General features: G+C 64.1%; 14 protein-coding genes. 2 read left to right on the forward strand and 12 right to left on the reverse strand.

The annotated features are described in order from the left end of the window. Positions 1-14: 14 nt before the first annotated feature. Together xdhB and xdhA are read right to left on the reverse strand one after the other, a co-directional pair. The gene (gene xdhB / locus OKW44_RS24330) at positions 15-2,384 is read right to left on the reverse strand and encodes a xanthine dehydrogenase molybdopterin binding subunit (RefSeq protein WP_018419545.1); all 2,370 of its coding nucleotides are present in this window, start codon (positions 2,382-2,384) and stop codon (positions 15-17) included. Positions 2,385-2,418: 34 nt separating this feature from the next. Further along, positions 2,419-3,936: a xanthine dehydrogenase small subunit gene (gene xdhA, locus OKW44_RS24335; RefSeq protein WP_018419544.1), complete on the reverse strand. Its 1,518-nt coding sequence runs from the start codon at positions 3,934-3,936 to the stop codon at positions 2,419-2,421. 228 nt (positions 3,937-4,164) lie between these two features. Between xdhA and OKW44_RS24340 the strand changes: the two genes are divergently transcribed. Beyond that, positions 4,165-5,376 carry an MFS transporter gene (locus OKW44_RS24340; RefSeq protein ID WP_018419543.1) on the forward strand — a complete coding sequence of 404 codons (1,212 nt, stop codon included), beginning with the start codon at positions 4,165-4,167 and terminating at the stop codon, positions 5,374-5,376. 151 nt (positions 5,377-5,527) lie between these two features. Here OKW44_RS24340 and OKW44_RS24345 read toward each other — a convergent pair whose 3' ends face one another. The 6 genes from OKW44_RS24345 to OKW44_RS24370 all read right to left on the reverse strand — a co-directional run bounded on the left by OKW44_RS24345 (position 5,528) and on the right by OKW44_RS24370 (position 14,387). After that, positions 5,528-6,817, reverse strand: a complete 1,290-nt coding sequence (locus tag OKW44_RS24345; RefSeq protein ID WP_018419542.1) for an oligosaccharide flippase family protein — start codon at positions 6,815-6,817, stop codon at positions 5,528-5,530. 31 nt (positions 6,818-6,848) lie between these two features. Continuing rightward, positions 6,849-8,585 (reverse strand): hypothetical protein, encoded by a 1,737-nt coding sequence (locus OKW44_RS24350; protein ID WP_018419541.1) that lies wholly within the window; start codon positions 8,583-8,585, stop codon positions 6,849-6,851. A 58-nt stretch (positions 8,586-8,643) separates the two neighbouring features. Then, on the reverse strand, positions 8,644-9,558 hold the full coding sequence (locus tag OKW44_RS24355; RefSeq protein WP_018419540.1) for a glycosyltransferase family 2 protein: 915 nt from the start codon (positions 9,556-9,558) through the stop codon (positions 8,644-8,646). Positions 9,559-9,715: 157 nt separating this feature from the next. Beyond that, complete coding sequence (locus tag OKW44_RS24360) at positions 9,716-10,921, reverse strand: hypothetical protein (protein WP_018419539.1); 1,206 nt, start codon at positions 10,919-10,921, stop codon at positions 9,716-9,718. A gap of 4 nt (positions 10,922-10,925) precedes the next feature. Further along, entirely contained in the window at positions 10,926-12,026 is a 1,101-nt protein-coding gene (locus OKW44_RS24365; protein ID WP_018419538.1) for a glycosyltransferase, read from the reverse strand. A gap of 141 nt (positions 12,027-12,167) precedes the next feature. Beyond that, entirely contained in the window at positions 12,168-14,387 is a 2,220-nt protein-coding gene (locus tag OKW44_RS24370; protein WP_018419537.1) for a GNVR domain-containing protein, read from the reverse strand. A 220-nt stretch (positions 14,388-14,607) separates the two neighbouring features. On the opposite strand from OKW44_RS24370, the gene OKW44_RS24375 reads away from it, so the two are divergent. Further along, positions 14,608-14,991, forward strand: a complete 384-nt coding sequence (locus tag OKW44_RS24375) for a hypothetical protein (RefSeq protein ID WP_018419536.1) — start codon at positions 14,608-14,610, stop codon at positions 14,989-14,991. A 441-nt stretch (positions 14,992-15,432) separates the two neighbouring features. Here OKW44_RS24375 and OKW44_RS24380 read toward each other — a convergent pair whose 3' ends face one another. The 4 genes from OKW44_RS24380 to OKW44_RS24395 form a co-directional block, all read right to left on the reverse strand. Next, entirely contained in the window at positions 15,433-16,677 is a 1,245-nt protein-coding gene (locus OKW44_RS24380; protein ID WP_018419535.1) for a glycosyltransferase, read from the reverse strand. 93 nt (positions 16,678-16,770) lie between these two features. Then, positions 16,771-17,655 (reverse strand): polysaccharide deacetylase family protein, encoded by an 885-nt coding sequence (locus tag OKW44_RS24385; protein WP_018419534.1) that lies wholly within the window; start codon positions 17,653-17,655, stop codon positions 16,771-16,773. A gap of 61 nt (positions 17,656-17,716) precedes the next feature. After that, positions 17,717-18,970 (reverse strand): FAD-dependent oxidoreductase, encoded by a 1,254-nt coding sequence (locus OKW44_RS24390; protein ID WP_018419533.1) that lies wholly within the window; start codon positions 18,968-18,970, stop codon positions 17,717-17,719. 37 nt (positions 18,971-19,007) lie between these two features. After that, positions 19,008-19,997 carry a carboxylate--amine ligase gene (locus OKW44_RS24395; RefSeq protein ID WP_018419532.1) on the reverse strand — a complete coding sequence of 330 codons (990 nt, stop codon included), beginning with the start codon at positions 19,995-19,997 and terminating at the stop codon, positions 19,008-19,010. Positions 19,998-20,096 lie beyond the last annotated feature (99 nt).

Genomic DNA, 20,096 nt, shown 5'->3' on the forward strand with positions numbered 1-20,096 from the left:
TTTGCCATTCGCCATCACGCCTGCCGCGCGGCCGCCGTCGCGGCCCGCACCGCTCCGACCGCCTTCAGGATTTCCTCGCTGGTCGCGGGCGCATTGAGCGGCGGATTGACCTGATGGCCGCCGACCGCCGACACCGCGTCGCGCACCGCGAAGAACACCGAGAACGGCAGCAGCAGCGGCGGCTCGCCGGTCGCCTTCGAACGATGGATGCTGTCTTCCGCGTTGCGGTTCCTGAACAGCCTGACATTAAAAACCGGCGGCACGTCGTTGACGGTCGGGATCTTGTACGTCGAGGGCGCGTGCGTCATCAGCTTGCCGCCGGCGTCCCACCACAGCTCCTCGGTGGTGAGCCAGCCCATGCCCTGAATGAACGCGCCTTCCACCTGGCCGACGTCGAGCGCCGGATTCAGCGAGGCGCCGACGTCGTGCAGCGCATCGGCGCGCAGCACGCGCATCTCGCCGGTCAGCGTGTCGATCACGACTTCCGATACCGCCGCGCCATACGAGTAGTAGTAGAACGGCCGTCCTTGCAGCTTCGACTGATCCCAGTAGAGCTTCGGTGTCGCGTAGAAGCCGTCGGACCACAACTGGATGCGCGCGAGATAAGCCTTCGCGACCACTTCCTCGAACCGCACGGCGACCTCGCCGACCATCACGCGATCATGCGCGAAGCGCACGTCTCGCGGATTCACGCTGCCCGCGCCGAGGCGCTCGGCCGCGAACGCGGCGAGCCGCTCGCGCAACTGGCGCGCGGCGTCCTGCGCGGCTTTGCCGTTCAGGTCGGACCCGGTCGACGCGGCCGTCGCAGACGTATTGGCGACCTTGCTGGTATCGGTCGCGGTCACCCGAATCCGGTTGAAACCGACGCCGAGTTCATGCGCGACGACCTGCGCGACCTTCGTGTTCAGCCCCTGGCCCATTTCGGTGCCACCGTGGTTCACGAGCACCGAGCCGTCGGTGTAGATATGCACGAGCGCGCCGGCCTGGTTGAAGTGCGTGACGTTGAACGCGATGCCGAACTTGACCGGCGTGAGTGCCAGGCCTTTCTTCAGAATCTCGTTGTTCGCGTTGAATGCGTCGATCTCCTTGCGGCGCGCGCGATAGTCGCTGGTCGCTTCGATCTCGTCGATCAGCTCGTGAATCACGTTGTCTTCGACCACCTGGCCGTACGGCGTCTGGTTGCATTCGGTCTTGCCGTAGAGATTGCGGCGGCGCACGTCGAGCGCATCGATGCCGCACGAGCGCGCGACGTTGTCGAGAATGTACTCGATCGCGAACGCGCCCTGCGGGCCGCCGAAGCCGCGAAACGCCGTGTTCGACTGCGTGTTGGTCTTGCCGCAGAAGCCGTCGATCGAGACGTCCGACAGCCAGTACGCGTTGTCGAAGTGGCACAGCGCGCGCGTCATCACCGGACCCGACAGGTCGGCGGAAAAGCCGCAGCGCGAGGTCATGTCGACCGCGACGCCTTCGATCACGCCCTCTTCGTCGTAGCCGACTTCGTAGGTGTAGTGGAAATCGTGGCGCTTGCCGGTCACCATCATGTCGTCGTCGCGATCCGGGCGCAGCTTGACCGGGCACAGCAGCTTCCACGCGGCGAGCGCGGCGCAGCAGGCGAACAGCGCCGACTGCGATTCCTTGCCGCCGAAACCGCCGCCCATGCGCCGACATTCGATCAATACGTTATGCGATGCAACGCCCAACGTCTGCGCGACGAGGTGCTGCATTTCGGTCGGATGCTGGGTCGAGCAGTAGACGTGCATGCCGTCGTCGTCTTTCGGCACCGCGTACGAGATCTGCCCTTCCAGATAGAACTGCTCCTGGCCGCCGAGCAGCATCTCACCGGCGTCGCGATGCGCGGCGCGCGCGATTTTCGTGCCGGCGTCGCCGCGCGCGAGCTTCATCGGCGGCAGCACGAACTGGTTCGCGGCGCGCGCCTGCTGCGCAGTCAGCACCGCCGGCAGTTCCTCGTAGGCCACCTCGGCGCGCCGTGCGCCGAGACGCGCCGCCTCGTGCGATTTCGCGACCACGATGAACATCGGTTGGCCGACGTATTGCGCGACGCCGTCAGCGAGGATCGGATCGTCGCCATGAACGATCGGGCCGACGTCGTTGACGCCGGGGATGTCGTCGGCGGTGAAGACCGCGACGACGCCGGGCGTCGCGCGCACCTTGTCGAGCGCGATCGAGACGATCTTCGCGTGCGCCTTCGACGACAGCCCCAGCGCCGCGTGCAGCGTGCCGGCCAGCTCGGGGATGTCGTCGGTGTAGGTCGCGCGGCCGCTTACGTGCAGATGCGCGGACTCGTGCGGGCGCGACACGTGCACCTGGGTGAAGTCGTCGAGTTCCTGAAGCTCTTTCAGGAACGGTTCGGCTTGCTGGTTCATGGTTGTGTTCTCCGTATCCTTGAACGCGCGGCGCTCAGGCGCTCGCGCCGGCCGGCGCGACCGCGCGCACGTCGAGCGCGCTCTTCGGCAGCGGCTGCTGCGCGCGCGTTTCGAGCCAGAAGCGGTACAGCGTGTTCTTCGCCGCTTCGAGGCGGTAGTCGCTGGTCGCGCGCATATCGGTGAGCGGCGCGTAGTCGGTGCCCAGCGCGAGCATCGCGGCCTGCGCGGTCGCCTCGTGCCATTCGGCGTCGCGCAGCACGGCTTCGGCCTGGAGCGCGCGCATCGGCGTCGCGGCCATGCCGCCGAACGCGATGCGCGGCTCGCGGATCGCGTCGCCGTCGGCGATGAACGAGAACGCCGCGCAGACGGCCGAGATATCCGAATCGAAGCGCTTCGACAGCTTGTAGGTACGAAAGCGCAGGTTCGCGCGCGCATCACCGCGCGCGGGCACCTTCAGGCCGACGACGAACTCATGTTCGGCCATGTCCTTCTTCTGATACGCGAGGTACAGGTCTTCGAGCGGCATCTCGCGCTCGATGTCGCCGCCACGCACGATCACGCGCGCGCCGAGCGCGATCAGCCCCGGCATCGAATCGCCGATCGGCGAGCCGTTCGCGATGTTGCCGCCGAGCGTGCCGGCGTTGCGGATCGGCAGCGACGCGAAGCGCTGCCACATTTCGGTCAGCTCCGGGTACTGCTTCGCGATCTCGGCATACGCTTTTTCGACGCTGACGCCGGCGCCGATCTCGATCCAGTCGTCATTGGTTTCGAGGTTTTGCAGCTCGGCGACCTGTCCGACGTAGACCAGGTCGCCGAGCTCGCGCATCTGCTTGGTGACCCACAGGCCGATGTCGGTGCTGCCCGCGAGCAGGCGCGCGGCCGGTTCCTGCTGTTTGATCCGCGCGAGCGCCGCGACCGTGCGCGGCGCGGCGAAGCGCTGGCCCGCGTGCTCGTACTGAAACGTGTCGCGGCGTTCGAGCGTCGCGAGCGTGTCGGCGAGCGCCTTTACGTCGACTGGCGCTCGCGGCGCGGGCGAGTCGAACATGCGCTCGGCCGCATCGACGATCGGCCGGTAGCCGGTGCAGCGGCACAGGTTGCCGGTCAGCGCATTGCCGATCGCCTCGCGCGACGGCACCGTGCGGTTCGCGCAGCCATGCTCGTGACCGTTCTTCTCGTAGAGCGCCCACATCGACATGATGAAGCCCGGCGTGCAGAAACCGCACTGCGAGCCGTGGCAGTCCACCATCGCCTGCTGCACCGGATGCAGCGAGCCGTCCGGCTGGCGCAGGTCTTCGACCGTGAAGAGCGCGCGGCCGTCGAGGGTCGGCACGAACTGGATGCAGGCGTTGACCGCCTTGAACTCGACGCCGCCCGCCGGATTGCGCTCGCCGATCACGACGGTGCAGGCGCCGCAGTCGCCTTCGGCGCAGCCCTCCTTGGTGCCGGTGCAATGCGCGTCCTCGCGCAGATACTGCAGCACCGTGCGGGTGACGGGCGCGTCCTCGATTTCGCGGATCGCGTTGCGGTGATAGAAACGAATCGGCTCGGTCATGTTTCGGTGCTCTCGTCTGTTCTGGGTGCGCGCGGACGCGCCGCGTCGATGGTTTGAAAGCTATCACCATCAATAAACCTAACCCATAGCCTGAATCGCATGGGGGACATATTGTTCGCGCGATATGACCCGCCATTGATTCATCCCATTTTTTGAGCAAACTCTGCAAAGGAATCGGTTCCATGGGAGAATCATGCCTTCCCGCCGAATTCAAGTCTGGTTTTCCCGATGTCCACCGACTCCGCGTCCGCCCGCAGCGAATTTGCGACGACCCTGCAGATCATTCCGGTCGTCTTTTTCACCTTTCTTTGCTACCTCGCGATCGGTATTCCGCTCGCGGTGCTACCCGGTTATGTGCACGCCGACCTTGGCTACAGCGCGGTACTGGCCGGCGCGGCGATCAGCGTGCAGTACCTCGCGACGCTCGCGTCGCGGCCGCTCGCGGGTCGCTCGGCCGATACGCTCGGGCCGAAGCGCACGGTGTCGATCGGTCTGCTCGGCTGCGGCGCGAGCGGCGTGCTGCTGTTGCTCGCCGCGCTGACCGTTCACTGGCCGGGGCTGAGCCTCGCACTGCTCGTGTGCAGCCGGCTCGTGCTCGGTTTCGGCGAAAGTCTGTGCGGCACCGGCGCGATCCTGTGGGGAATCGGCCGGGTCGGCACGTCCAACAACGCCCGGGTGATTTCGTGGAACGGCATCGCGACCTACGGGGCACTCGCGATCGGCGCACCGCTCGGCGTGATGATCTCGCGCTCGATCGGCTTTAGCGCGCTCGGCATTCTGGTGATCGCGCTCGCGGGGCTCGGCTATTACCTCGCGCGTCTGATCGCGCCGGTGCCGGTCGTGCACGGCGAGCGGATGTCGTATCGCAGCGTGTTGACGCGCGTGTTGCCGCACGGTATGGGTCTCGCGCTCGGCTCGGCCGGCTTCGGTTCGATCGCGACCTTCATCACGCTGTTCTATGCGGCGAAGCACTGGCCGAATGCGGCGCTGTCGCTGACGCTGTTCGGCACGCTGTTCATCGGCGCGCGCCTGCTGTTCGCGAACACGATCAAGACCTACGGCGGCTTTCGTGTCGCAATCGTGTCGTTCTCGTTCGAATGCGCGGGTCTGTTGATGCTGTGGCTCGCGCCCGAGCCGCATATCGCGCTCGCGGGCGCCGCGCTGACGGGCTTTGGCTTCGCGCTGGTGTTTCCGGCGCTCGGCGTCGAGGCGGTCGGGCTCGTGCCGCCGGCGAGCCGCGGCGCGGCGCTGTCCGCGTACTCGGTGTTTCTCGATCTGTCGCTCGGCATTACCGGGCCGCTGGCGGGGTATATCGCCGGCGAGTTCGGTTACGGCTCGGTGTTCCTGTTTGCCGCGATCGCGGCTGCCGCGGCGGTCGTGCTGTCGACGGTGTTGTATCTACGCAACGCGAAAGTAACCAGTCTGTCGACCGCGCAGTAAGCCTCGCAGTGAACGCGGTCTGTCGACCGCGCAGTAAGCCTCGCAGTGAACGCGCGCAACGAACGCGCGGCGCTGACGCAACAAGGCCGCGACGCGCAAAGTCTTCACGACGCGCGCCGCGGCCATTCGATCCCGCTGTCCATCAGCGCGGCTATTCCCTCTCCGCCGCCATCTCCTGCTTGATCGTCGTCTGCGCGCGCACCGCGATCTGGCCGTGATTGATTCGGCTCGACACGTTGTACACGCCGATCAGCATGAACAGTTCGGTGGCGGCCACCGAGCACGCGGTGCCGACACCGCCCCAGAAGTAGATGCTGATCGGTGCCTGCACCAGATGGAACAGCGCGCCGTAGATATAGATCCGCTTCAGCAACGACTGATTGCCCGACGCGATGATCGTCAGCATCACCTGGGTCGTCGTCATGCCGACGATCGCCGGCACGAACACGAGAATGCGCAAAATGCGGAAAGTCTCGCCGAATGCCTCGCCGAGAAAACGTCCGACGAACCATTCGCCGAGCACCGTAAAGCCGACCAGAATCAGCACCGCCGACGCCGCGAACGCGAGCATGAAACCGCGGTTGACCTTGTGGATATAGGCGATGTCGTTGCGCTCGTAAGCGACGCAGATCTTCGGAAAGAACGCCTGGATGGCCGGCGCCGTGCACGCGCGTAGCGCGTTGGTGAGTCGCTCGGCCGCCACGTAATAGCCGACCGCGCCCGGGCCGCTGATCATGCGCAGCATGATCACGTTCGCGTACATGTACACGGACGTCAGCGCCGAACCGAGAAAGATGTGATACGCCTCTTTCGCCTCGGCCATCACGTCGGCCCAACTGACCCGCACGGTCAGCAGGATCTCGCGCTTCCAGATCAGCGCGCCCATCAGGATCACGCCGCACACGAAGGTCGGCGCATATTGCAGAGCGGCCGCGAGCATCACGTCGTCGCGAGTCCTCACGAACAGGAACAACGGAATCAGCAGACCCACGCGCGTCGCGAGCAGCGTGCCCGCGAGCACCGGCAGGCGCTGCGTGCCTTCGTAGAAGCAGCCGGGCGTCAGCACGCCGCCCCAGATCACGAGCGAGCCCAGCAGCGTCGCACCGCGCTCCTGCGGCGACATGTGCGCGGCGAAGGCCCAGCCGACCAGCACCAGCGAGCACAGCAACGCGAGAATCGTGCGGCCGATCGTGGTCGACCAGTAGATGCGGTTCACGACCTCCGGGTTATCGATGTGCACCGCCACCTTGCGCGCGCTCGACAGTCCGAAGCCGAAGTCGACGATGACGAGAAGAATCTGCGAAATCGATTGCGCGTAACCGATCACGCCCAACCCGGCCGGCCCAAGTACGTGCGACAGATACGGCAACGTAACGAGCGGCAGCACGTAGTTCAGGGCGTACACCGAATACAGCGCGATGATGACGTTTCTCGTCGACACAATCGTCCTGTCTGCAGTAGGCGGTTAAAACTCAGGTCGAAAAAACAGAATACGACACGAAAGCAGGTTCACTTAGTGCGATATCGATCTTGTTGTAGCGATCGTCTTCGCCATTTGCGTTCAACACCGCGCCCTTCACCGCATTGCCGATCAGATTGCTTACCACGGTCTTGTAGTTGGCGTCGGTTGCGTCGGTTGCGAACAGGATTTCGGCGAGTAGAGCATGGCCGCGTGTGGCCGCGCGCAACACCACCCGGCCCGAGGTCGAGCGCAGCACGTTGATCGAGATGCGCGTCGTCTCCTGCGACACGGTCTGGTTTCCGCAATGCAGCGCCGCCGCGACGCCGCCGCGTTCGTAGCCGACGCCGAGATTCAACGCATGCACGAGGCTCGCGTCCTTGCCGCCCGCGATCGCGCCGCCGCCCGGATACGCCTTGGCGTAACCGACGATCGTGTCACCCGCGCGATCGCCGAAATTGCCCTGAATCGTGATGCCGTCGAGCGGTGTGCTGCCCGGCGCGGTCGAACTGCCGTAGACGAACTGCGGGCCGTCGCAGCCGGCGTTCTCGTCGTCCTGGCCGGGACGGTAGCGGTTGCCGACGATCGTCGCCGCCTGCTGGTAATCGATCTGGATGTGGCAACTCTGACCTGGCGGCACATCGAGGTACGACGGATGGCCGCGCGTCGAGAATTTCCAGCGGCCGATCTTGCCGTCGCCGCCGCAACCGTTGCGCGAGAAGTAATTGCCGTTCACCACTTTGCCCCAGTTGCCGCTCTTCATATAGACGCCGGCACAGCCATTGCGATCGAACACCGCGCCGACGATCAGCGACTCCGCGCCGAGAATCACGCCGTGTCGCGCGTTCCATTCCCAGCGTCCGCCGATCACCTGCCAGAAGTTGTCGACGATATCGGCGCCGGCCGTATGGCAGAACATGCCGACGCAATTGATCAGCGAGCCATCGGTGTGCTCGGTCGCGTAGAAGCCGCGCTCGCACATGTACGCATAGCAGCGCTCGAGCGTCGAGGTGACGCCGAGTTCGTAGCCCGCGCGCGAAAAACCGATCGCCGTGCAACGACTAGCCCCGGCCGACGTACCGAAGTGGATGCCGATCGCCGTGTTGCCGGTGTGCGCCGGATAGTTGGCGAGGTAGTAGATGACCTTGTCGTAATGCGCGGGCCGCACCTGCACATGCTCGACGAACGCCGAGTCGCCGAGCGTCAGCGCCGCCGACCTCGGGCCGCCCGCGTCCTGTCTCTCCAGCACCGTCGCCCCCATCGCGATGTCGGTGATCACCACGTATTCGCCGCCGCCGTCGCCGCGCAGTCTCGAGCCGTTCGCGGTGGCCAGGTCGCCGGTGTAACGCCAGATGCCGCGCGGTAGATACAGCCCGCGCGCACCGCTCGCGAACGCTTCCCTGAGTTCAGCGCCGCAGTCGTAACCGGACGCGCCACGCTGGATCGCCGCCAGCCGGTGCGGATCGACGAAGCGCGCGACGCTGACCTCGAGTCCCGCGACTATGTCGCTGAGCGTCTTCAGATAGCTCGGCGCAACCGGTTCCGATGCGGCACGCTCGGGCACGGACGCGGCGACGCGCAGGATGCCGCCGGCACCGTCGCCCGCGCCGTTACCCATACTCGCGATCGCGTCGCGCTCGCGCGGCGCGTGCCCCGTCGCGCGCGCGACGCCCAAATCGGCGGTGCTTGCACTGGCCCCGGCCAGGCCGCCGAGCAGGAACGTCTTGAGCGCCTGTCGCCGGGTTTTCATCTAGTCTTCCCCCATTGCGTTACTCCGTTCTTTTTTCACGTCGAGAGATCGACTGGCGTCACTCCACCGTGATGCTTTGCGCCTGCTCGGCGGCCACCGGACGCGCGCTCACGGTCATGGGGACCGGCACCGCACGCGCCTTCGCGCCGCGAATCAGCCCCTGCACGCCTGGCGGTCTGAACAGCGGCACACGATACTTGCGGCTGAAACGCCACAAGCTGTTCATATGCCGGCGCCCCGCCTTGCTCAGGAAGCCCGCTGCCGACGCACGCTGATGCTCGTGCGTGAGTCGCGCGCCCGGCACGCACAGCACGCGGTAGCCCGCCTGCCAGATGCGCGCGCAAAAATCGACGTCCTCCATATAGAGAAAGAAGTGCTCGTCCATGCCGCCGAGTTCGCCGAATAACGCGCGCCGCACGATAAAGCCCGTGCCCAGCACCCAGTCGGCCTCGAACGGCGTGCCCGCGGCCCACGCTTCGCGCATCATGTGGTTGTCGATGCGGCGCTTGAACGCGCCGAGCCGCCCGAGCGGCGAACGCCGGCCGAGTATGTCGAGCACTGAATAAAACCGCCGCGCGGAAAACTGCCGCTCGCCATCCGGATAGACCAGATCGAGACCGACGAGGCCGACATCCTTCTCCGTTCTGAACAACTGCACCGCGTTTTCGAGCGATGTATCGACGAAATAGGTGTCCGGGTTCAGCACGAGCACGAGCTCGCGCAAACAGCCGACCATGCCGAAGTTGACGCCGGCTCCGAAGCCGCGATTGATCGACGTTTTGACGAGCCTCACTCCCGTCGGAAGCGTCTCCCTCAGATAGGAAAACGAATTGTCGGGTGAAGCGTTGTCCACCACGACGATGTCCTCCTTATCCGCAATCGAAAGTTCGAGCACGGAGCGAACGCAATTTCCGACCAGTTTTGGCGTGTTGTAATTGACGATCACAACGCTAAACATTCCCTTCAGGTTCATCCCCACCTCCTGCTTTACATCAGGTGTTCGTGGAATTACCCCCAAACACGGCTTTCTGGTTCTTGCACCTTGCTTCGCGCTCTTCGCGCGCACTACCGACTACTCACTGCTCGTCCGCGCGACGCAGACGATCTGGAGCGCACTGCCTTCCCGTTCGCTACGTGCTGTTTGGACGCGGTCCGCCCACGTAATCGAATACTGGCAATGTCATCAGGATGAAGAGAAACGGAATCACTTCGATCGATTGATAGAAGAGCGTTTGAAATAAAGCGGCCCACACGCACAACGAAATCCGGCTCGCGCTGCTCGCGAGTTTCGTCACCGATATCAGCACGCCGTAATAGAAGATCGCGCCCATCAGGCCGATATTCAGAATCTGCTGCAGCACGCTCGATTCGACGACGCCGAACTCCTGTTTCACCGGCTCGGGTGCCGAGTTCGTGACGAGCCCAAAGTACGTGCCGGCGATCACGTTGACCGGCAATACGAGCGACTTGGCCTTCTCCCATGCTTCGGCGCGGCCGTCGTTGCCGTCCGATTGCAGATCGGTCGCGCCTACGAGCCGTTCGGTGCCGACGTTGACGACACTATCGTTCTGACTGCTCACGGCGACGCCGAAGATCATGATTGCCATCGTCGCGAACACGGTGGCAACGATCAGTTTCGCGTTTCTCGTGATGAACTGGATCGGCGCCTGCACGAACGCGAGCCCGAACGTGCCGAGAATGATCAGCATGCCGCTACGCGACAGCGCCGAGAAAATCGCGAAGCTGAGCACCGCGCACGCGAGGCCGGACAGCACGTTCTTGCGCACCAGATAGTCGACGCCGCACAGCGACGCGGCAATCGCGACGAACAGCGGGTAGTGCAGATAGCTGCCGGTCAGCGACGGCGCGCGCAGATTGTCGAAGCCGTACGTCGCGCCGGGCAGATCGATCGGGAAAACGTTCTGCTGCTGCGCGAGCGCGACGGCCGCCTCGATCAGCGCGATCAGCACGAGCCCCGCATAGGCGACGCGCGGCCGCACGAAGCGCTTCTGATAGTTCGAGATCGTGTAGAAATAGATGAACAGCGTGAAGATGAAGACGAACAGATAGGACGGCCCGAGCTCACCGGTGAGCGCGAGCGTCGCGACGATCGACAGCCCGGTCGAGAACAGCATGCCCACGAGGAAGCCGAACGACAGGCGTCCTTCGTCGCGGAAGTAAGCGGCAATCGCCGTCGGCGAGATGTACCACACGAGCAGCCCGACGATGCCGCCGACCTGGATCAGATAGGCGGCGTCCTTGCCGATCAGATACTCGAGCACGCCGCGCGAGGCACACAGCACGACGGCCAGCAGATAGGCGATGGTTGCGATCATGGCGTCAGGCCTGATACGCCACGGAGGCGTTGACGTTGACCGGATCACCGCGGTAGATGCGCTCGATCACGTCCTGGAACTCATCGATTTCGCAGACGTTGAGCAAGGTGCCGTCGTGCTCGACGCCTTCCGCGCCGAGCGGAGTCGAGACGACCGGTAGTTTCGCCGCGAGCATTTCGAGCGTCTTGAGCTTGACGCCGGCGCCCGACAGCAGCGGCACCACGCCGATATCGGCGGACTCGAAGTACTTGCCCGGATTCTCGACGAAGCCGGTCACGCAAATATCGTCGCTATTCAGGCGCTTTACGCGGTCGCTCGGATCGGAGCCGACCACGAACAGCTTCAGTTGCAGGCCGCGCCGGCGCAGCGGCAGGAAAATCGTGTCGACGAAATTGAGCAGCGCCTCTTCGTTTTCACGGCGTTGCATCGCCCCCCAGAACAGGATGTTGCCTTTCTCGACCGTGTCTTTGGAGCGCCGCACTTCCTTCAGAAACGCCGGCAGTGAGATTGGCACGACCTGCAACGCGCCGACCCCGGGGTACAGGCCGTTGATCAGCTGCGCGTCCTTGCTGGACAGCACGAGCACCTTGTCGGCCAGCTTCAGCAGACGCTGCTCGAGCATGAACGTCTGCCGGATGAACAGCCATCCTTCGATGGACTTGATGCGCAACATGACCTGGATCTGCAAGTCATGCGCGCACATCACGATCTTCACGCGGTCGTGGAAACGGTCGCGCAGATTCTGGGCATACGCAAAGCATTGCGAGAACTCGAGCCGCACGGTGTCGTATCGGTTCCTGTCGACGAGCTCGCAGAGGAACTTGCCGATCGCGGGTTTATAGCGCGAGAACAGGCGCGGTGAAAAAGTCAGCGGATTCGCGAGGAACGACGGGATCAGGTCGAACCGGCTCACGTACTGGATGTACACGTTGCGCACGTTCGCGCGGAACTCGATGTCCTTTTCGTCGACCGGCACGCGCGACACGATCAGCACGTCGAGCTCCGATTCCGCGCTCAGTTTGATCAGGTAGTCGTAGGCCAAACGGTGGCCAGCTTGCGGCGCGTTTTTCTGAGGCAGAAAAGGCGTGACAAATAGCTGTTTCATCCGAGTAGTCCCTTGCCTGTACGGTATGCGCCCGGTAAGCGCGGCCGTAAGATCCCTTCGCATTGCCATGTTGGTTTTCTGATCGGTCCAGTCGGGCGCTACGCCCCGCTCCGCGGGCGCGTCGCGAACCAGGCGCCGCGCTTACCTGTCGTACGGTTTGTAGATGTAGGCCGCGTAGCGGTAGCGTCCGTAGCCGTAGCTGTAGCGTCCCGGCCGCATCCGCAGTCCGTTCATGATCACGCCGCGCACCGGCAGGCCGACCTTCTGCATCTGGCGGACCGACTCACGCAGCTCGCCGATGCCCGTGACACCCTGACGCGCGACGAAGAACGTCGTCCCTGCCACGCAGGCGAGTCGGACCGCATCCGCGGCGAGCAGCACCGGCGGTCCGTCGAGCAGCACGACGTCGTAGCCGGTCGCGACCTGGCGCAGCACCGCTTCGAGCCGTGTGTTCGACAGCACGTCGCTCGGGCTCGTAACCTGGCGGCCGCTCGCGATGAAGTCGACACCCTGGAAACGGGTCGCGCGAATCAGCTCTTCGGGACGGTGCGCGCCCTGGATCAGATCGGTGAGGCCGGGACCGCGATCGCCGCCGAGATGCCGATGCAGGAAGCCGCGACGCAGGTCGCCGTCGATCAGCAGGACGCGCTTGCCGGTCGCACCGATTACCGCGGCGAGATTCAGCGACACGAACGACTTGCCGATGCCCGGCGTCGGGCCCGTGATCAGCACGATTTGGTTGCGCGCCTTGGTCATCGTGAATTCGAGCGCGGTGCGAAAGCCACGCAGACTTTCGATGGCCGGATCGATCACCGCTTCGCCCGCAAGCACGAGCGCCTTCGATTCCGGACGGCGACGGCTGTGCGCGAACCGCTCTTCCTGACGGCTGAACGGCACGCTCGCGTAGACCGGCAAACCGGTGCGCAGCTCGACTTCGTACGGATCGTCGATCGCGTCGAACAGACGCTGACGCACGAGCGCGATCACCGAGCCGACGAACACGCCCAGCATCAGCGCGCCGATGATGATCAGCAGCGGCTTGGGCCGCACCGGCGTATCGGGAGCGACGGCGCCGTCGACGATGCGCACGTTGCCGGCCTTACCCGCCTTGATCAGCTTCAGCTGTTCGAGCGTATTGCGCAGCGACGTATCGAGCTCGGTGCCGACCTGCACGTCGCGCTGCAGGCGCAGCACGTTCTGTTCGAGCGGCGGCAGCGATTGCGTCCGGCTCGCGAGATCTTTCGCTTCCTGTTGCGCCGCATGCAACTGCGCGTTGACCGACTGCACGGCCGGATGCTGGTCGGTGAAGCGCGTCAGCAGTTCATTGCGCTTCTGTTGAAGTTCCGCGAGCCGCGTCTGCGTCTGAACCGACAGTTGCAGCAGGTTGGTCGCTTCCTCGCCGAGATCGACGGTGCCATGCTTCGCGCGGAAGTCGTTGAAGCGCGTTTCCGAAGCGGAAAGCTGCTGGCGCATTTCCGGAAGCTGTATTTCGAGGAAACGGATCGAACGCTCCGCTTCCTCGGATTTGCGCTTCAGGTTCTGGCTCACGTATTCGCCAGCGATGGTCGCGAGAATCGCGCTGATCCTCTTCGGATCGCTGCCTTCGAGCGACACGCCCAGGATGTCCGATTCCTTGCCTTTTTCCGAGATCGTCAGTTCCTTGCGCAGCTTTTCGGTCGTCGTCAGCGCGGACTGGCGCCGCACTTCGAAGGTCGCGCCGGGCTTCGCCTCGATCCGGTCGACGACGAGCGTGAGCGGCCCGTAGTTGGTCGTCGCGGTCAGCGGTTCGCCGACCGTGCCGTCGAGCTTCAGCTTGCCGTATTGCAACTCGTAGCTCGATCCTTCGCCCATCTTCAGTACGAACGGACGGTCGAATAGCTCTTCGGGGACGTCGAATTTCGACACCGTGATGCGCTCGTTGCCGTACACGTAGCCGTGCGGTCCCGGCGTCGACAGATGATCGGAATGACGGCCGAGCCAGCGGCCCAACAGCGGGAAGTAGCGCGGCGCCGCTTCGATGTCGAGACTGAGCTTCTCGACCGCGCGGCCCACCACCATGCGCGAGCCGATCACCTGTGCCTCGCCTGACGTCGCGGTCTTCACGTCGAACATCGCGGACACGTCGCCGATCACGCTCTTGGACGAGGTACCCGCGTTCTCCTCGACCTGCACCAGAATGTCCGCGCGATACACGGGTTGGGAGAACACCGAATAAGCGATGCCGAGCGCGACCGCGATGGCCGTCGTGATGGCAATCAGCTTGCGATTGTCGTACAGCGCATCCAGATAGTTCGCGAAGCCTGCCGGCGGATGTTCGATGTTGTTGTTCCGGCTATCGAACGGTGTACTGCTTTGGTTCATGCGAGTTCTCCCAAAGTCTCGACGGTTTGCCACTTATTCTCGGCGCCGGGACCGGCACGTCGCCGCATCCAGTGATGCCTGTGTCCATCGAGCTGACCGCCTCGATCGGACGGGGGTAGCTGATTTACGCCACATCGGCTACCTTTGTGTGTAACAGCGCCTATGCGAAGTCGGCTCTTTTCCCTAACATCGCACCACATGCTTTCTTACGGACCCCGAAATGAACAAACTTCTTGCCGCCGTATTGCCGGTATTGCTGACCGCCCAGGTGGGTTACGCGCAGAGCATCGTGTCCGCCGCCTCTTCTGCTTATGCGCCGCGTTATGTGGCCAAACACTCGCAACTCGACGCGATGACGCCTCATGCGGCCAGTTCCACCACGCTCTACGGCTCCTCGTCGGATTTCGCGTACGCTAAAAAGAACCGCTATGTCGCGCCCAACGTGTACACCCAAACGAAAAACAGCCTTCCGAAGCAGAAACGTACAAGCGTTGCACAGCCTGTCCGCGGCAAGAACTCAGCGGACCCCTACGGCAGCGATTTGTGGAATTCAGACCAGACCTACGCGTCTCCCGAGACCTCCGATCCGTACAGCGTGCGCTGAGCTGTAGCGCATCACCGTCTGGATCCCCCCGTATCGCCGATGTGGCCGCTTGCGGCCACATTCCTGTTTGGTTGAACTGACTGCCGGGCCCGGTAGCGAAGGTTCCCCGATTAGCCGCGTCTCGTCCGCCGTTTTTCCACGCAAACGCTCACGACATACACATGCTTTTGTTCTGATGAGTCTGGCTTTTTCGCCGACTCCGCGCCGTCACCGCGGCCTCGTTTACCCTGTCGAGCCACGCGCTTCAGCGCTCGATAAAATACCTTTCCTTGGCGATCATAATATTCAGAGAGCCCGTCCTTACAACGTTCGGCAGCGCACACAAAAGCCGATTGCCACAGGGTTGCTTCAGACAAATCACGCGATAAGAAACGCGTGTTTTAAAGCTACGATAACGGCACGTATATACACGCCGTTTGCCACAATCAGCGCCGGCTATTTTCAGGGCGCCGGACGCGGATTATCCGCATAGCGCGCGCGTCGGCGCGACGATGCGACGTGCGTCGAACTTTCGCCGATATGCATGATTTCAGCCAGACGCCGCGCGTAATGCTCGGGCAGATATTCTTCGACGTCGTACTTTCTGTGTTCATCGGCAAGATGAATGGCGAGTTCGCCGAGCGCCTGTTTTAGACTGCCCGGATCGAACTTGAACTTGATCTTGTTGCCGACCGATTCCGCGGTCACCGCCATGCTGCCGCCATCGCGAACCAGCACCGGCAGACCGAGCATCGCCGCCTCGATCACGACAAGGGGCGCGTTCTCCGCGCCCACCGACGGCACGACCACCGCATCGGCGAACTCGCGCATGGCGGGAAACAACTGCTGCTGCGGCATCGTGCCGAACAGGATCAGCTTGCGCTGTGCGATCAGCGACGCGTAGCGCTGCTCGATCGCCGCGCGGTCCGGGCCGTCGCCGTAAACGCCGATGCTATTGATGCGCTCGAAGCCCGCCGCCTCGCAGAGCGTCAGAAATTGCAGCAGGCCTTTCTCAGGCGAGATCCGTCCGACGAACGCGATGTTGAAGCGCTCCTTGTCACGCACCGTGACGATTGGCATCGCGGTCGGCACCGCCGACGGATTGTGCACGATGACCGTATTCTCGATGCCGACGCGATGCAGCGCCTGCTGCATGAACAGGCTCGGACACAAGATCCTGTCGAACACGCGCGCGGGCTGATAGGCCGCGCGCACCGCGTGCCACCACGCCTTCGTCATCAGATCGTGCACGAGGCCCTTCGGCGTCGGCCGCAACGTGAAGACCGCGCGTGTGCGCAGCACGTCGAGCGGCAGAATGATCGGACGCTTATCTTTGTCGAAGTACTGCAGCGACGGGTTGTAGTAGACGAGATGATAGTCGTGGCAGGTGTGATACGCGCGGTAACCGAACTGACGCTCGTGCCGCGCGATCACGCTGAGAATGGAAGGCGACAGCACGTTGTGGTAGTTGTGCACCATCAGCCGATGCGGCCGGAAACGATGCAGCGCCTTTTCGAGCGCGCGCGCGGCGGTCGTGTTCCAGGAGCGCGACAGCATCGTCGAGCGCGCGGAAAACTGGCTATCGTCGAAACGCTCGACCTCGACGCCGGGCAGCGTGCCCAACAGCTCGGCCGATTGTTGATAGACCACTTCCGCGCCGCCCATGTGCGCGTAATCGTTGATCACCAGTACCCTGCAGCGCTGCATGTTCTCCTCCTGTTGTATGCCCCTCGTGCCGTCTCGCGAAAAACCCGGACGGCTTTGCCCGGACGAATCGCTCCGTCCAGGCGCTCCCTCTGTTCAAAACTGCGGAAACTTGCCGCGCCAGCCTCCACCCTCGCGCAGATACCGCAGAAACAGCGCAATGCCGCTCAATTGCGCCGCGAAGCGCAGCGTCGATGCCGCATCGTCGATGATGATCGTGCGCAGCCGGTACGGATCGGTGTGCTGATCGTTCCAGCCGATGTCGCAGGTGCGCGCGGTTTTGAATCCCGCGGCCCGCACGAACTCCACTTCGCGTTCACCGTAATTGCCGTTCGGATACGCGAAGTGCTCGCACGGTTGTTGCAGCAGCGCCGCGATCTCATGGCGGCTGTCGCGGATTTCGGCCTCGCTTTCAGCGTCGCTGCAATGCGTGAGGATCGGATGGAAGCGCGTATGCGCCTGGAAGTCGATGTGCTCGCGCATCGCCTGCATCGCTTCGATCGACAGGCCGGTCGGCCGGTCGTCGCCGTCCTGCTGGTAGCCTTGGGCCGCCAGCGCGGCGAGGCGCTCGTCGTTCGTCATCCGCTTCAGACGTTCATGGCCGACGCGCAGCGAGCCCGGATGCAGCCACCAGTGACTGCGCGGCCGTCCGACGATGCGGCTGCACAGGAAGATCGTCGGGCGCACGTTGTGCTTGATGAACACCGGCAACAGCTTCGCGTTGCCCGCGTGGCCGTCGTCGAGCGTGATCGCCACGCGTGGCCGGCCGCGGCCGGGCGCGCTGACGTCGGTCAACGGCACGAACTCGCACAGCTTGCCGAGATAAGTCAGGTGACGGTCGAGCGTGTCCGGATCGGGATCGTGATAAAGCAGCACGGCCACGCGATCGCGCCACAGCACCTTGCGCGTGAACCAGGCGAGACCCGAAATCAGGACGAAGCCCGCGAGCATCTCCTTCACGAGCATCTTGTAGCGCTTCATGCGGCGCCCGCGGTAGCTGTCGGACAGGTGCGAGCGCGCAGGCGCGCCAGTTGCGTGGGTTTTATTCACCTGAGCGCTCCGGCATGGGTGCATGGGCGGCGGGCCACGTGCGTTGCCGCGCACCCGCTTTCAACGAACCGATAATGTGCCGCGCCACGGTCGGCGACGCGTGCTTGGTTCCATAGACGAAGCGCATCACGGGCCCGAAGCTGTGCGCGCACGCGGGTCCGATCACATAGAGGCCGCGCACACGCGTTTCGTAATGCGACGTCAGGTCGGGCATGCCGCCCTGATTCGAAATCGCGTCGGCCAGATCTTTGGACAGGAACGCGTGCTGCCGCATGTCGGTTTTGAAACCGGTCGCGGCGATCACGTGATCGGCGCTCACCCGCGCTTCCTTGCCGTCGGTCAGCACGTTCAGTACGACGCGGTCGTTTTCGACCGCCGCGGAGCGCACCACGGTGCGATGCGAGATCTGCACCTTGCCGACCACGCGATCGTGCAGCCACCACGCGCCGGACGCGCCGTACGTGCGCTCCATGATCTGCTTGCGGCGTCGCGGGTCGAGAATGTGGAACACGCCTGGAAACTCGGACAGGAACAGCGAGCGCCAGCCGCGCCCCAGTCCCGCGTCGGGCCGCTTGATGCGCGACAGGATGTTGCGACCGCCCTGCGGCCGCTCATGCCACACCACGCTGCTCTCGCGCATCAGCACATGCGCGCGCGCGCCGAGCTCGTTGAGCAGCGCGGACAGCCCGAGCGCCGACTGCCCGCCGCCGACGATCGCAATGTCCTTGCCGCGCGCCCACTCGAGGTTCCCATACAGCTCCGAATGCGACGCATATTGCGCCGGCAAGTCCCGCAGCGCCGGCGGGGTTTGCGCGAAGCCCTTCAGGCCGAGCGCGATCACGACTCTGCGCGCGGCGAGCGAGCGGCCATCGCTCAGCGACAGCTGGAACTGATCGCCGACGCGGCGCAATGCGAGCACGTCGACCGGCCGGATTTCGCCGACCAGATTCGACTGGAACCACAGCCCGTACTCGACGAAGGTTTCGAGCGTCAGCGCCATGCCGAGCGGTTGGTAAGGCAGTCCTTTCAGGCGGCAGTAGTCTTCGACGGTAAAGCCGCTGCGCGGCGCGTGCAGGCTCGACGCGAAAGCCTCGGAGCGCAGCAGCATGCCGGGCGGCATGTAGTTGCGCCACGCTCCCATCGGTTCCCCGAGGATCTGGTGATCCACGCCGGCGGCCTTCAGATGCGCGGCCAGAGAAGACCCGTAGGGCCCCGCGCCAATGATGATGGTATCGGTCAAAGACATTGCTGGTCTCCAGGGGGAACGGCTTGCGTCGCCAGCGTCAGGCTTTGGCCTGACGCGACTCAGGCGCCCTGATCGCTTTTTTCCAGCTGCGCTTCATGCGTCGCAGCGGATTCATCACGACATAGTGCTGCAACGCTGGTAACGGATCGTTCCAGCGGAAATAGCCATCGAAAATTTTTGTGCGCTCGCTCAGCAATTCGGGCGGCGGCCGGTCGGAAAACGTCGCGCGCCACGCAACCGGTTGCCGGCTCAGGCGCTCGACGGGCAATGGCAGGCCGAGTTCATGGCGGTACGCGGCAAGCGGAATGTTGACGCCGCACAGCGTCGCGATCTCCTCCTGCCAGTCCGTGCGGCCGACCGTCGGCTCGACCATCACGAACTCGTTGTAGTTGTCGTCCCACTTGTACTCGATGCTGCCCATGCCGTCGAAACCGGCCAGCTCGGCGAAGCGCCGCGTCAGCGGTTCGAGCGTCCCGCGCGCTTCGGGCGCGGCCACGCAGATCGCGGTATTGCCGACGCCCGGCGGCGAGCTCAACACCTTGCGGCCGGTGAACATGCTGACCATGTTGCCGTCGGCGCCGCGATAGAACAGCGTGAAGTGGATGTTGCTGTCAGGCCCCTCGATCCACTCCTGCGCGATGATGCCGCCCGGCGTCGCGAGCATCGCGATGGCGCGATCGCGTGCCTGCTGCAGCGTGTCGACGCGCACCGCGCGTTCTTTCTCGCCGCGCAGCACGTTGCGCTTGTCGTCCGGTTTCAGCACGCACGGGTAGCGCAATTCGGCCAGCCGTTCGATGTCGGCAAGCTTGTCGAGCATGACCGAGCGCGGCACCGGAAAGCCATGCCGCTGCGCGAATTCGTGAAAGCGCGCCTTGCTCGACAACATCTTGACGGTGTCGTCGGCCGGCAGGCGGAACCGATACCAGTGCGACAAGGCCGCCCGATTTTCCGACACGGCATGCACCGCGTCTTCGTCGGTCAGAATCAGAACTGGCAGACGATCGAACCGCTTGCCGAGTTCGATCATTTCATCAACGAATATTTTCCCGACAAAACTCTTTACCTGATGCGCGTGAACGTGCCGGCACCACGTCGCCGCGCGGGTCCTCGTATCGACTGCGATAAC

It is taken from the genome of Paraburkholderia lebeckiae (genome assembly GCF_050436325.1).
Taxonomy (GTDB): Bacteria; Pseudomonadota; Gammaproteobacteria; order Burkholderiales; family Burkholderiaceae; genus Paraburkholderia; species Paraburkholderia tuberum.